The sequence below is a fragment of the Youhaiella tibetensis genome, from assembly GCF_008000755.1.
GTDB classification, from domain to species: domain Bacteria; phylum Pseudomonadota; class Alphaproteobacteria; order Rhizobiales; family Devosiaceae; genus Paradevosia; species Paradevosia tibetensis.
Genome location: NZ_CP041690.1, coordinates 4,360,957 through 4,374,777, shown reverse-complemented (window position 1 = coordinate 4,374,777; position 13,821 = coordinate 4,360,957). Strand labels below are relative to the sequence as shown.

The window sequence follows — 13,821 nt, the reverse complement described above, 5'->3', positions numbered from 1 at the left end:
CCGTGACCTGGCTGGCCGAAACCGCCATGCTCGCCCACGGCTGGCGACGCCTGCTCATGCTGCTGGTGGCAGGCGCCATCGCCGCACTGAGCATCGCGCCGCTCTTTGTGGTGCCGGCCCTCTTCGTGGGGTTTCCGGTGCTGGTATGGGCGCTCGACGGCGCCGAACGCCGGACGAGTTTCCTCGGGCGGCTCTTCGGGCCCGCCTTCCGCATCGGGTTCGCCTTCGGGCTGGGCTATTTCATCGTCGCCTTCCACTGGCTGGGGGCGGCGTTCTTCGTCGATGGCGGCATCATGATCGCCATCATGCCCTTCGCCATCGTGGCGCTGGCTGCCCTCATCGCGCTCTTCTGGGGCCTGGGAACGGCGCTGGCCCATCTCTTCTGGTCCCACAGCGGCTGGCGCATCCTGACGCTCACGACCTTCCTCTCGGCGGCAGAATGGGCGCGCGGGCATTTCTTTTCGGGGTTTCCTTTCGACCTCCTGGGCTATGCGCTCACCGGCAATGACGAGATGATGCAGGCGGCCTCGCTGGTCGGGGTCTATGGCCTCACCTTCCTCGCCATCCTTCTCGCCTCGACCCCTGCCCTCATCTGGCCGGCGGACGGTCGGAGCTGGTCGCGGCGCCTGGCGCCCTTCTTTCTCGCCGTGCTGGTCATCGCCGCCCAGATCGGGTGGGGCAATTACCGGCTCAACAGCACCCAGGTCGCCGAACGCACCGATATCAAGCTGCGCCTCATCCAGCCGGTGGTCTACGAGCACTCGGACTGGAGCCGGGCGGTGCCGGCCGACGTCATCACGCGCCTGCTCGACCTCTCGGCGACCCGTACCAGCCCGTCCGATCCCGGCCTCGAAGGGGTGACGCACCTGGTCTGGCCGGAATCGTCCCTGCCCTTCTTCATGTCGCAATATCCAGAGGCCCTGGCGCGCATCGCGCGGGCGCTGCCGCCCGACGTGACGCTGCTGACCGGGGCGCCGCGCGAGGACTACGAGAATGGCGGGCCCGGCTATAATTCCATCCTCGCCATCAATTCGGACGGCGAGATCGTAGCCTCCTACGACAAGTCGCACCTGGTGCCCTTCGGCGAATACCTGCCCTATGCCGATTTCTTCTCGCAGTTCGGCATCCGCCAGTTCGTGCCCGGCGCCAATGGCTGGGCGGCGGGTGACGGCCGCCGGCTGATGAGCCTGCCCGGCACGCCGGACTTCCTCGCCGTCATCTGCTACGAGGCCATCTTCTCGGGAGACCTGGGCGCCGATATCGGAAAGGCCCAGTTCATCTTCAACATCACCAACGATGCCTGGTTCGACGGCTCGATCGGACCGGCCCAGCATGCCCACCATGCGCGCGTGCGGGCAGTCGAAGAAGGCCTGCCGCTGGTGCGCGCGGCCAATTCGGGGCTCACCTTCCTCACCGATCCGCTCGGTCGCGTGACGGCCAGCCTGGCGCCCCAGCAGGTGGGGCTGCTCGACGTCGTGCCGAGCCAACGGCTTGCCGGAACGCCGTTTTCGCAGGTGCGCTACGGGCCCTTCCTCATTGCGCTGCTGGCCGGGCTCGCCATCGCCTGGCTCTCCTCGCGTCGCGGCAGGGCATAGCCTTCCGGGCAGCGCCATATAGGCATATAAAGATTTCCTTATGTCCGCCTTGCAAGAGGCGGCAAGGACGCCTACAACCAGCCAGCCCGTGGGAACTTCGGGCGCTTAACAAAGGCTTTGACCGTGTCACGTTCCAACTACCTGTTCACCTCCGAATCCGTTTCCGAAGGCCACCCGGACAAGGTTTGCGACCGCATCTCGGACGAGATCGTCGACCTGGTGTTCCGCGAGGCCAAGAAGGCCGGCATGGACCCCTCCGCCGTGCGCATCGCCTGCGAGACCCTGGCCACGACCAACCGCGTCGTGATTGCCGGTGAGGTCCGCGTGCCCGATACGCTGCTCAAGAAGGACAAGGAGGGCAATCTCCTCCATGACGCGTCGGGCGCCCCGGTGGTCAACCCCTCCAAATTCCGCTCCGTCGCCCGCAAGGCCATCAAGGCCATCGGCTACGAGCAGTCCGGCTTCCACTGGAAGACCGCCAAGATCGACGTGCTGCTGCACGGCCAGTCGGCCGATATCGCTGTGGGCGTGGATGCGGCGGGCAACAAGGACGAAGGCGCGGGTGACCAGGGCATCATGTTCGGCTACGCCACCCGCGAAACGCCCGAACTTCTCCCTGCCCCGATCTACTACGCCCACAAAATCCTCGAGACCCTGGCCACGGCCCGCAAGAATGGCGATGGCGAAGCGGTCAAGCTCGGCCCCGATGCCAAGAGCCAGGTCACGGTCAAGTACGAGGACGGCAAGCCCGTCGGGGTCACCCAGATCGTGCTCTCGACCCAGCACCTGGATGCCAAGCTGTCCTCGGCCGACGTGCGCAAGATCGTCGAGCCCTATATCCGCTCGGCCCTGCCCGAAGGCTGGATCAGCGACGCAACGGTCTGGCACGTCAACCCGACCGGCAAGTTCGTGGTGGGCGGGCCCGATGGCGATGCGGGCCTGACCGGCCGCAAGATCATCGTGGATACCTATGGCGGCGCGGCCCCGCATGGCGGCGGCGCCTTCTCGGGCAAGGATCCGACCAAGGTCGACCGTTCGGCCGCCTATGCGGCGCGCTACCTCGCCAAGAACGTGGTGGCGGCGGGCCTGGCCGATCGCGCCACGATCCAGCTCTCCTACGCCATCGGCGTGGCCAAGCCGCTCTCGGTCTATGTGGACCTGCACGGCACCGGCAAGGTCGAGGAAGCGACGCTCGAAAAGATCTTCCTCGAGGGCGATATCGTGAACCTGACGCCGCGCGGCATCCGGACCCATCTCGACCTCAACAAGCCGATCTACGCCAAGACCGCCGCCTATGGCCATTTCGGGCGCAAGGCCGGTCGCGACGGGAGCTTCTCCTGGGAGCGGGTGGACCTAGTGCCCAAGCTCAAGGCCGCTGTGCGCTAAGCGGAAACTCGCTTTCCCTTTACATTCGGCCGTCATTGCCCGTAGTGGGCGGTGACGGCCGAACTGCTTTTAGAATTGTGACGTGACCCCAAGACAGAACCCCCTCAACGCCGCCGGCGAGCCGCGCGCCTTCTTCGGACGCCGCTCGGGCAAGCGCCTGCATCGCGGGCACGACGTGCTGTTCCGCGAATTGCTGCCGGAGCTGGCCATTTCGCTGCCGGAAGGCGTTCTGGACCCGAGGGCGCTGTTCGAGAATCCCAAAAGACTGACGCTCGAGATCGGATATGGCGGGGGTGAACACCTGGCGCGGCAGGCGCGCACGCACCCCGAGGACGCCTATATCGGCTGCGAGGTGTTTACCGGCGGCATCGCCAAGCTGCTGCAGGCGATCGACGAAGAGGAGATCGGCAATGTGCGCCTCTTCACCGACGATGCGCTCAAGCTGCTGCAGAAGCTGCCGGACGCCTCGCTCGACGAGGTCTACCTGCTCTACCCCGACCCCTGGCCCAAGACGCGCCACCACAAGCGCCGCTTCGTCTCCCCGCTGACGCTGGCCGAGCTGGCGCGCACCATCAGGCCGGGCGGAAAATTCAACTTCGCCACCGATATCGAGGATTACGCCGACTGGACGCTGGCGCACATCCTGCGCGCGCCGGGCTTCGTGTTCGAACCGGGCAAGCCGGGGAGCTGGCACGAGCCCTATCCTGGCTGGGAGCCGACCCGCTACGAGCAGAAGGCGCGACGCGAAGGACGGCTCAAGTCGTTCTACCTGACCTTCGAGCGGCGCGACTGATCCTTTTGGCTTCGCAGCGACGAAGGCCGGGGAAGTGCGGAGGTGGCGGCGCGCGATGGCGCGGATTCGTTCGAAACGGCGCCACCCGGCCTCTGGCGGCGGGAACCATTCAGGTGTTTGAATTGTCTTAGGTTCCAGAGAACCACGAGGCAGTGATGACAGAGAGCGTAGAAATCCTCGGCATCGAGGACGTGACCCACAATGTCCGCCATTACCGGCTGGAAAAGCCGGAGGGCTTCGTCTTCCAGCCCGGGCAGGCCACGGAAGTCTCCATCGACGCGGAAGGGTGGCGCGACAGGAAGCGGCCGTTCACCTTCACCTCGCTGGCCGAATGGCCCTATCTCGAATTCACCATCAAGAGCTATCACGACCATCCGGGCGTCACCGACCGGCTTTCCGAGCTGGTGCCGGGAGACCGGCTGCTGCTGCGCGACGTCTGGGGCACCATCACCTACAAGGGGCCGGGGACGTTCATCGCGGGCGGCGCGGGCGTGACCCCGTTCATCGCCATCCTTCGCCGGCTCCATGCCGACGGCAAGCTCGCGGGCAACCGCCTGATCTTTTCCAACCGGACCGAACGCGACATCATCCTGCGCCAGGAGTTCGAGGCCATGGCGGGGCTCGAAAGGCTCTTTACCCTTACCGAGGAGAAGGTGCCCGGCCTCCTCAACGAGCGGATCGACGCCGATTTTCTCAAGCGGCACGTGGGGGATTTTTCCGGGCGCTTCTACGTCTGCGGGCCGGATCCGATGGTCAAAGACCTGCGCGAAACCCTCGAAAGCCTTGGCGCCAGCACCGAAGCGGTCACCTTCGAAAAATAGTCCCAAAAGCAAAACCGCCCGCTGGGGGACCAGCGGGCGGTTTTTCATCGAACGCTCGAAAGCCGATCAGATCTGCTCGATGCAGACCTTGCTCGAGCCGCGGTTGCGAATCCCGAGTTGTGTGGCAGCGGCTTTGGACAGATCGATGATGCGTCCCTTCACATAGGGACCGCGATCGTTGATGCGCACCTGGACGGACTTGCCCGTACGCTGGTCGGTAACCTTGAGTTCGGTACCGAAGGGCAGGGACTTGTGGGCGGCAGTCAGGGCATTCTGGTTGAAGCGCTCGCCGGAGGCGGCCTTCTTGCCGTGGAAGCCGGGTCCATACCATGAGGCAACGCCGCATTGGGCTGCGGCGAAGGCCGGCGCAGTAAAACAGGTCATCGCGCCGAGTAGGACGAGGGAGGTGACGATGGTCTTCCGAGTCAAGCTGGAGTCTCGCAGTAGTTGGTAGAGATCCTCCGCTTGCTTTAGACTCGTGGCTGCAATGAGGGCTCGATCGCCACAATTGTCGCGATACCTGCCACAATCGTGAGTTCTTAAGGAACTGTTGCACGATCGCACCACTAGACTCGTCGACTTCAGAGCGTGGTTAATTTTCTCCTAAGGCCGGATTCACTTTTGCAGTCGAAGGGTTTGCCAGGACTCCTGCGCGCACGGTTTTGTTTTGGAGACGGCAAATCGAAACCGGTGCAGAAAAAACGCCTCTTGGACGATCACGCCCGCGTGAGGCGCGCAAAGCCCCGGCCTGCCGGGCCCTCGACCCAGAATTTGACCAATTGATAAAAAATTCGGACTGCGCTAGCGTCTCTATCGGGAGAACTGCAGCAAGGGAATTACGATGGCACAAGGTGTTCTCGTAGAGGGCATTGTGCCGGGGCGTCTGGAGCCCGGCCAATACAAGACCAACTTTTCCGATCTTCATCCGCCGCTCGATCGCCACGAGGCGTTCGTGGAGGCCGACCGGTGCTATTTCTGCTACGACGCGCCGTGCCAGAACGCCTGTCCGACCTCGATCGACATCCCCATGTTCATCCGGCAGATCGCGACGGATAATCCGCTGGGCGCGGCCGAGACGATTTTCGAGCAGAACATCCTGGGCGGCATGTGCGCCCGCGTCTGCCCCACCGAGCAGCTTTGCGAAGAGGCCTGCGTGCGCGAGGAGGCCGAAGGCAAGCCGGTCAAGATCGGCATGCTGCAGCGCTACGCCACCGATATCGCGATGGAGGAGGACGTGCAGTTCTTCGCCCGGGCGGCCGAGACCGGCAAGCGCGTCGCGGTGGTCGGGGCCGGCCCCGCGGGGCTCGCTGCGGCCCATCGCCTGGCGCTCCACGGGCACGCCGTCACCATTTTCGACGCCAAGCCCAAGGCGGGCGGGCTCAACGAATACGGCATCGCCTCCTACAAGACCACCAACGGCTTCGCCCAGGACGAGGTGGATTACGTGACCGCCATCGGCGGCATCACTATCGAGAACGGCAAGGCGCTGGGGCGCGACTTCACGCTCGAGAACCTGAGCGGGGATTATGACGCGGTGTTCCTGGGCATGGGCCTGGGCGGGGTCAACGCCCTGCGCGCCGAGGGCGAAACTGCCGATGGCGTGCGCGCCGCGGTCGATTTCATCGCCGAGCTGCGCCAGGCCTCGGACCTTTCGAGCCTCCCCATCGGGCGACGCGTCGTGGTCATCGGCGGCGGCATGACCGCCGTGGACGCGGCCGTCCAGTCCAAGCTGCTGGGCGCCGAGGAAGTGACCATGGTCTACCGGCGCGGCAAGGAACAGATGAACGCCTCCGAGTTCGAGCAGGACCTGGCGGCCGCCAAGGGCGTCACCATTCGCCACTGGCTCTCGCCCAGGCGCGTGCTCACCGAGAACGGAAAGGTCTGCGGCATCGAGCTCGAATATACCGAGCTCAAGGACGACAAGCTCGTGCTGACCGGGCGCACCACCACGCTCGCCTGCGACCAGGTATTCAAGGCCATCGGCCAGACGCTCGAGATCGGCTCGGAAGGGCTGGCGCTCGAAGGCGGCAAGATCGCGGTCGATGGCGAGGGGCATACCTCCATGACCAAGGTCTGGGCCGGTGGCGACTGCGCCACGGGCGGGGACGACCTGACGGTGACCGCCGTGGCGGAAGGCCGCGACGCCGCCGAATCTATCCACCGTGCGCTGAGCGCCTGAGGGAGGGTGAAATGGCAGATCTGAGAAGCAATTTCGTCGGCATCAAGTCGCCCAACCCGTTCTGGCTGGCTTCGGCCCCGCCGACCGACAAAGCCTATAACGTCGAGCGCGCCTTCAAGGCGGGCTGGGGCGGGGTGGTCTGGAAGACGCTGGGCGAGGAAGGCCCGCCGGTCGTCAATGTCAACGGCCCGCGCTACGGCGCCATCTGGGGCGCCGACAGGCGCCTACTGGGCCTCAACAACATCGAGCTCATCACCGACCGCGACCTGCAGCGCAACCTGCAGGAAATCAAGATGGTCAAGAAGAACTGGCCCGACCGGGCGCTGGTCGTCTCGATCATGGTGCCGTGCGAGGAGGACGCCTGGAAGGCCATCCTGCCGCTGGTGGAAGAGACCGAGGCGGACGGGATCGAGCTCAATTTCGGCTGCCCGCACGGCATGAGCGAACGCGGCATGGGCGCGGCGGTCGGCCAGGTGCCCGAATATGTCGAAATGGTCGTGCGCTGGTGCAAGCAGTATTCGCGCATGCCGGTGATCACCAAGCTCACGCCCAATATCACCGACGTGCGGAAACCCGCGCGCGCCGCCAAGAACGGCGGGACGGACGCGGTCTCGCTCATCAACACCATCAATTCGATCACCTCGGTCAATCTCGACACGTTCTCGCCCGAGCCCTCGATCGACGGGCGCGGCACCCATGGCGGCTATTGCGGGCCGGCAGTGAAACCCATCGCGCTCTCGATGGTGTCGGAAATCGCGCGCGATCCGGAAACCCATGGCCTGGCCATCTCGGGCATCGGCGGGGTCACCACCTGGCGCGACGCCGCCGAGTTCCTGGCGCTGGGCGCGGGGAACGTGCAGGTGTGCACCGCGGCCATGACCTATGGCTTCAAGATCGTGGAAGAGATGATTTCGGGCCTCGCCAACTGGATGGACGAGAAGGGCCACGCGACCATCGAGGACTTTTCGGGCCGCGCCGTGCGCAACGTCACGGACTGGCAGTTCCTCAACCTCAACTACATCACCAAGGCCCATATCGACCAGGACCTGTGCATCAAGTGCGGGCGCTGCCACATCGCCTGCGAGGACACGTCGCACCAGGCCATCTCCAAGGAGAAGGACGGCAAGCGGCATTTCGAGGTGATGGACAACGAATGCGTGGGTTGTAACCTGTGCGTCAACGTCTGCCCCGTGGAAGACTGCATCACCATGGTGGCGCTCGAGCCCGGCTCGATCGACGAGCGCACCGGCCGGATCGTCACCGAGAAATACGCCAACTGGACGACGCATCCGAACAATCCCATGCGCAAGGAAACGGTCGAACCGGCCGAGTAATTCGAGCTCCTTTCCGGCTCCCTTTCCTCCTGGCCGGATAACGATGCGGGCGCCCTCGTGGCGCCCGTATTGTGTTTCGGTCGAATCATGGATAATATTTATCCATGATTAAACGAGCAGAACCATGAAGATCGGCGAAGGGGTGGAGCAGGCGATCCACTGCGTGCTGATGCTGTCCAATCTCCAGCCGGACGGCGCCCTGCCGGCGGCGGCTCTGGCGGCGTTCCACGGGGTCAAGACGAGCTACCTGCTCAAGCATCTGCAGGCGATGGCCGGCGCCGGCCTCCTGGCCTCGATCCCCGGGCCGCGCGGCGGCTATCGGCTGGCGCGCCGCCCCGAAGACATTTCCCTGCTCGATATCGTCCTCGCCGTCGAGGGGCCCGCTCCGGCGTTCCGCTGCGCCGAAATCCGCCAGCGCGGGCCCAATCCGCTGCCGGCCGAATTCCACCGCCTGCCCTGCGGGGTGGCCAGCGCCATGCTGCGGGCCGAGCGCGCCTATCGGGCCGAACTGGCTACCATCACCATCGCCGAACTCCGTGGCGACCAGACGACCCCGCTCAACCAGGCCATCAACCAGCGCAATTGCGCGTTCCTCGACCTTCACGAACGCGCCCAGACCGAAAGGACCTGACCCATGCAAGCCCGTCTCGATTTCCGCAAGGCCGCGCCGGACGCCTACCAGGCCGTCGTGGCGCTCGACCGCTATGTGGTGCGCGATTCCGGCCTCGAGCCACGCCTCATCCACCTGATCAAGATCCGCGCCTCCCAGATCAACGGCTGCGCCTATTGCGTGGACATGCACATCCGGCACGCACTGGCCGACGGCCTGTCCCAGCAGTGGATCAACATGCTGCCGGTCTGGCAGGAATCGCCGCTCTTTGATGCGCGCGAGCGCGCGCTGCTAGAGTGGACGGAGGCGCTGACGCTCCTGGCCGACACCCGGGCACCGGACGCGGCCTACGAGGCGGCGCGGGTGTTCTTTTCGGAAGAAGAGCTGACCAAGCTCACCGTCGCCATCGGCCTCATCAACGTGTGGAACCGGGTGGCCGTGGGCTTTCGGACCCAGCATCCGATCGAGCCGCTTGCGGCCCAATAGGGGAAAAATGCTCCCGCGCTGTCGAAAACCGGCTGGCCCGTGCGTCGTAACAGCATAGAAACGTTCCGGGAATCGCCAAAGGAGAGCCTGATGCCCACCGACCTGCCTTCGACCCTGTTGATCCTTGGCCGCCTGCTGCTCGGCGGCGGCATGTTCGTCGCCGGCATCCGCAACGCGATGGGCTTTGCCGTGCTTCGCGGCCTCCTCGCCGGCAAGCTGCCCATGCCGGACGTGGCGCTGATCGTGGGCATCGTGCTGCTGGTGGCGGGCGGGGGCCTTTTGGCGGCGGGCATATGGGTGCCGCTGGCGGCGGCGGCGCTCATCGTCTTCGTGGCGCTGGCGACGGCGCTGTTCCATAATTTCTGGACCCTGCCGCCCGGACCCGAGCGGGGACAGAAGGTCAACTCCTTCCTCTCCAACGTCATGCTGATCGGCGGATTGCTGATCGCGGCAGCCTGTGGGTTTTGAGGGTTTCCGACCCCGCGCCCATAGGTTAGTCAAGGCGACCCAGGGAGGCCGCCTTGACCGACACCATCTCCGTTGCCAATCGCCATGCCGGGCGCGACAAGATCGCCGCGCACCTGGCCATGCTGGCTTTCTCGGCCATGATCGCGGGAGCCTTCACCACCGGGGCGCTGGCCGTGCCCTATATCGCGCCGGTGCCGCTCAACGCACTGCGGTTCCTGCTGGCCACGATCGTGATGGGCGTGGTGGCCTTCGGCCTCGTGCGCGAAAGCCCGAAGGTGCCGCCGGCGCCCTGGCGCATGCTGGTGCTGGGCGCCCTCAACGCGGTCTATTTCGTCTCGATGTTCATCGCGCTCACCATGACGGCGCCGGTGGCGACGAGCGCGGTGTTCACACTCATTCCGCTGATGACGGCAGGACTGGGGTTCTTCCTGCTGGGCCAGCGCGTGGGCGCACTGGTGCTGATCAGCCTGGTGCTGGCCGGGCTCGGCTCGATCTGGGTGATCTTCCGGGGCGAAGTGAGCGCCATCGCCGCCTTCGACATCGGGCAGGGCGAACTGGTCTACCTTGTGGGCTGCTTCTGCTACGCGCTCTATGCACCCCTGGTACGCCGGTTCAATCGCGGCGAAAGCGCCCTGGTCTCGAGTTTCTGGACGCTGGCGGCGGCGACGGTCTGCATCGCGCTTTTCGGCCTGCGCGAAATCTTCGCCACCGACTGGCTGGCGCTGCCTGCCGTCGTCTGGTGGGTGCTGGCCTATCTGGCGATCTTCCCGACGGCGGTGAGCTTTTTCTGCCTGCAATACGCCTCGCTGCGCCTGCCGGCCTCGAAGGTGCTGGCCTATGGCTATCTCACCCCGGTCTTCGTCATCTTCTACGAGGGCCTGCTCGGCCACGGCTGGGCAAGCCTTTCGGTCGCCGCCGGGGCGCTGGTGATCGTGGCAGGGCTGGTGGTGCTGGCGCTCACTCCAGACAAGCGCTGAGCTAGGCGGGGCGGGCCACGGGCCTGTTTCCGGCGCGGGGGCGTATTTCGAGGCCGGCCTGCGCCTTGCGCTCGGTCACCAGGCCCATGGCACGCAGGTTCTTGAGGAACCTGCCCTTGCCCAGATACCGGTCGGCCAGGTGGGGCGCCAGCTCCCGGAGGGCATGGGCCGCCGTCGAGAGCGGCACCCAACCATCGGTCCCGCGGTCCGCGGCGATGCGCGCGATCAGTGCTGGCAGTTCCGGGGGTGCCGGATCTGGGGGCGTCGGCGCTTGGGTGCTTGGTTTTTGTGCCGGACTGGGCGTCTTGGGAGGCGCAACGGCCGGTCGCGCTGTTTCGGGCACCGGATAGAACGCCGTGCAGGACGCAGCCAGGCCGTTATCGCTTTGCCGGCCTATGCCGTAGACGGCAAGGCCGGCGGCACGAAGGCGCTGGGCGAGGAACACGAAATCCCGGTCGGTGGACACCAGGCAGAGCCGCGTAAAACGGCCGGAATGAAGAATATCCATGGCATGGATGACCATGGCGATATCGGCCGAATTCTTGCCGGTGCCCGACGACGGCTGGAATACCGTTTCCAGGCCCTGGCGCCTGGCGATGTCGAGCCAGGCGGCATGGGACGGATTGGTGAAGTCGGCAAAGAGGCGAAAGATGGCGGGCCGACCGAGTTCATCGACGCGGTTGCGGATGAACTCGAAACGGCTGGCCGGCATGTTCTCGGCATCGACAAGGACGGCGAGGCTCATAGGCGACGTGCTCCCATGACGCCAATCATGCCAGCCAATCCTGAAAGGGCCGTCGCCGGGATCGGCGCAATTGTAGCAATGGCGCCCGCCGGGGCGCCGGGTGGTGAGCAAGGCCACACCGAGTTCGCTGCTCACCCCCACCCCTGTTCCCTCCCCACAAGAGAGGGAGACCTGCTGGCTCGACCGAGCCCGAAAGCTGGCGCCAGGGCAGGAGTGAGGGTGGTCCGGCCCTAGCCGACCGTCTGCTTTTTGGGGACGATGCCGTTCATGAAGAGGTTTTCGAGGAACCGTGCGGCGTCTTCGAAGCGGCCTTCGCCGCCCCGTTCCTTGCCCAGGACCGCACGCACCTGTACGTCGAAATCGGCATAGTGCTGGGTGGTGGCCCAAATCGAGAAGATCAGGTGATAGGGGTCGGTCCGGGCGATCTTGCCCTCGTCCATCCAGGCGAGGAGCACGGCGGCCTTTTCGTCGACGAGGTCCTTGAGCTCGCCTTCCAGGATATCGATGAGGCGCGGGGCGCCCTGCAGCATCTCGTTGGCGAAGAGCCGCGATTCGCGGGGGAAATCGCGCGCCATCTCGAGCTTGCGCCGGATGTAGGAGCGGATCTCGGGGATGGGGTCGCCCTCCGCGTCGAATTCGCGCAGCGGCTGGAGCCATGTGTCGAGCATGGTCTTCATCAGGCGCTTGTGGATTTCTTCCTTGCGGGGAAAATAGTAGAGCAGGTTCGGCTTGCTCATGCCCGCCTGTTCGGCAATCTGGTCGATGGTGGCGCCGCGGAAACCGTGCAACGAAAACACGTCCAGCGCCGCCTCCAGGATCACGTCCTGCTTCTCGCGCTGGATGCGCGTCTGCGCCTTGGCGGGCGCGGCGCTCTTGCGTCTGGCAGGCACGGACTTGCCAGCATTTTTGACCTTGATCGGCGGCATGGGGATGCTAACATTTTTCCAACTGGTCAAAATTCCAATTACCACGCCGATCGGTCAAGTGGCAATTAAACTTGACTAAGAAAATCAGTATTTAATCTTGACCGGTCCCAAGGGAGCAATCGTGTCCAATCGCACCGTACCAAACGATCTTTCCGCCTTCTGGATGCCGTTCACGGCCAACCGCCAGTTCAAGAAGGCGCCGCGCATGTTCGTTGCGGCCAAGGACATGTATTACACCACCGCCGACGGGCGGCAGGTGCTGGACGGGACGGCGGGCCTGTGGTGCGTCAATGCCGGCCATTGCCGGCCCAGGATCACCGAGGCCATCCAGAGCCAGGCGGCCGAGCTCGACTACGCGCCGGCCTTCCAGATGGGACATCCCAAGGCGTTCGAGCTGGCCAACCGGCTGGTCGACATCGCGCCCGAAGGGCTCAACCATGTGCTCTTCACCAATTCGGGTTCGGAATCGGTGGAAACCGCGCTCAAGGTGGCGCTGGCCTATCAGCGCGTGAAGGGCGAGGGCGCGCGCACCCGCCTCATCGGGCGCGAACGCGCCTATCACGGCGTCAATTTCGGCGGCATCTCGGTGGGCGGCATCGTCACCAACCGCAAGATGTTCGGCACGCTCCTGACCGGCGTCGACCACATGCCGCACACGCATAACCTCTCCAAGAACGCCTTCTCCAAGGGCCTGCCTCAGCACGGGGTGGAACTGGCCGACGAGCTCGAGCGCATCATCACGCTCCATGACGCCTCGACCATCGCCGCCGTGATCGTCGAGCCGGTGGCCGGCTCGACCGGCGTGCTCATTCCGCCCCCGAACTACCTCAAGCGCCTGCGCGAGATCACCAAGAAGCACGGCATCCTCCTGATCTTTGACGAGGTGATCACCGGCTATGGCCGCCTGGGCACGCCGTTCGGTGCCGATTATTTCGGCGTCACCCCGGATATCATGGTCACGGCCAAGGGCCTCACCAATGGCGTGATCCCGATGGGCGCGGTCATGGTTTCGAGCGAAATCCACGACGCCTTCATGCAGGGGCCCGAGCACGTCATCGAGTTCTTCCACGGCTATACCTATTCGGGTAACCCCATCGCCTCGGCGGCCGGCATCGCCACGCTCGAGACCTACAAGGAGGAGGGCCTGCTCACCCGCGGCGCCGAGCTGGCGCCCTATTGGGAAGAGGCGCTGCACTCGCTCAAGGGCGAGCGCCATGTCATCGACATCCGCAATATCGGCCTCGTCGGCGCCATCGAGCTCGAGCCGATCGCCGGGTCCCCGACCAAGCGCGCCTTCTCGGCTTTCGTGCAGGCCTATGAAAAGGGCGTCCTCATCCGCACAACAGGGGACATCATCGCGCTCTCCCCGCCGCTGATCGTGGAGAAGAGCCACATCGACACCATCGTCGAAACCATCAGGGGCATCCTGAAAACGCTTGAGTAGAATGGAATGAATGTTCTATTTTGTGTGCTCTAGAACGAATGTTCCATTTTGCGAGGC

14 protein-coding genes are annotated in these 13,821 nt (G+C 65.0%); 11 read left to right on the top strand and 3 right to left on the bottom strand.

Translation table 11 applies throughout. The annotated features are described in order from the left end of the window. Positions 1-2: 2 nt before the first annotated feature. The 4 genes from lnt to FNA67_RS21475 all read left to right on the top strand — a co-directional run bounded on the left by lnt (position 3) and on the right by FNA67_RS21475 (position 4,595). On the top strand, positions 3-1,595 hold the full coding sequence (lnt, locus tag FNA67_RS21490; RefSeq protein ID WP_147658070.1) for an apolipoprotein N-acyltransferase: 1,593 nt from the start codon (positions 3-5) through the stop codon (positions 1,593-1,595). Positions 1,596-1,718: 123 nt separating this feature from the next. Next, complete coding sequence (gene metK, locus FNA67_RS21485) at positions 1,719-2,981, top strand: methionine adenosyltransferase (protein WP_049708220.1); 1,263 nt, start codon at positions 1,719-1,721, stop codon at positions 2,979-2,981. Between the two features lie 82 nt (positions 2,982-3,063). Next, positions 3,064-3,774 carry a tRNA (guanosine(46)-N7)-methyltransferase TrmB gene (trmB, locus tag FNA67_RS21480; protein ID WP_147658069.1) on the top strand — a complete coding sequence of 237 codons (711 nt, stop codon included), beginning with the start codon at positions 3,064-3,066 and terminating at the stop codon, positions 3,772-3,774. Between the two features lie 155 nt (positions 3,775-3,929). After that, positions 3,930-4,595, top strand: coding sequence for a ferredoxin reductase domain-containing protein (locus tag FNA67_RS21475; RefSeq protein WP_049707091.1), 666 nt, complete (start codon positions 3,930-3,932; stop codon positions 4,593-4,595). Positions 4,596-4,661: 66 nt separating this feature from the next. Here the strand turns inward: FNA67_RS21475 and FNA67_RS21470 are convergent, their stop codons facing one another. Then, complete coding sequence (locus FNA67_RS21470) at positions 4,662-4,979, bottom strand: septal ring lytic transglycosylase RlpA family protein (protein WP_049707090.1); 318 nt, start codon at positions 4,977-4,979, stop codon at positions 4,662-4,664. A gap of 457 nt (positions 4,980-5,436) precedes the next feature. Here FNA67_RS21470 and FNA67_RS21465 point away from each other — a divergent pair, with 457 nt between their 5' ends. From FNA67_RS21465 to FNA67_RS21440, 6 genes are all read left to right on the top strand, one after another. Continuing rightward, entirely contained in the window at positions 5,437-6,774 is a 1,338-nt protein-coding gene (locus tag FNA67_RS21465; RefSeq protein WP_147658068.1) for an NAD(P)-dependent oxidoreductase, read from the top strand. A gap of 11 nt (positions 6,775-6,785) precedes the next feature. Then, complete coding sequence (preA, locus tag FNA67_RS21460) at positions 6,786-8,108, top strand: NAD-dependent dihydropyrimidine dehydrogenase subunit PreA (protein WP_147658067.1); 1,323 nt, start codon at positions 6,786-6,788, stop codon at positions 8,106-8,108. 124 nt (positions 8,109-8,232) lie between these two features. Next, complete coding sequence (locus tag FNA67_RS21455) at positions 8,233-8,739, top strand: Rrf2 family transcriptional regulator (protein WP_147658066.1); 507 nt, start codon at positions 8,233-8,235, stop codon at positions 8,737-8,739. A 3-nt stretch (positions 8,740-8,742) separates the two neighbouring features. Further along, the gene (locus FNA67_RS21450; RefSeq protein ID WP_049707086.1) at positions 8,743-9,204 is read left to right on the top strand and encodes a carboxymuconolactone decarboxylase family protein; all 462 of its coding nucleotides are present in this window, start codon (positions 8,743-8,745) and stop codon (positions 9,202-9,204) included. Between the two features lie 90 nt (positions 9,205-9,294). After that, positions 9,295-9,672 (top strand): DoxX family protein, encoded by a 378-nt coding sequence (locus FNA67_RS21445; protein WP_049707085.1) that lies wholly within the window; start codon positions 9,295-9,297, stop codon positions 9,670-9,672. A 53-nt stretch (positions 9,673-9,725) separates the two neighbouring features. Beyond that, the gene (locus FNA67_RS21440) at positions 9,726-10,649 is read left to right on the top strand and encodes a DMT family transporter (protein WP_244616417.1); all 924 of its coding nucleotides are present in this window, start codon (positions 9,726-9,728) and stop codon (positions 10,647-10,649) included. Position 10,650: 1 nt separating this feature from the next. Here the strand turns inward: FNA67_RS21440 and FNA67_RS21435 are convergent, their stop codons facing one another. Together FNA67_RS21435 and FNA67_RS21430 are read right to left on the bottom strand one after the other, a co-directional pair. Next, on the bottom strand, positions 10,651-11,394 hold the full coding sequence (locus tag FNA67_RS21435) for an NYN domain-containing protein (RefSeq protein ID WP_147658065.1): 744 nt from the start codon (positions 11,392-11,394) through the stop codon (positions 10,651-10,653). Positions 11,395-11,624: 230 nt separating this feature from the next. After that, positions 11,625-12,320, bottom strand: coding sequence for a TetR family transcriptional regulator C-terminal domain-containing protein (locus tag FNA67_RS21430; protein ID WP_049707083.1), 696 nt, complete (start codon positions 12,318-12,320; stop codon positions 11,625-11,627). 121 nt (positions 12,321-12,441) lie between these two features. Here FNA67_RS21430 and aptA point away from each other — a divergent pair, with 121 nt between their 5' ends. After that, positions 12,442-13,764, top strand: coding sequence for an omega-aminotransferase AptA (gene aptA, locus FNA67_RS21425; RefSeq protein ID WP_147658064.1), 1,323 nt, complete (start codon positions 12,442-12,444; stop codon positions 13,762-13,764). Positions 13,765-13,821 lie beyond the last annotated feature (57 nt).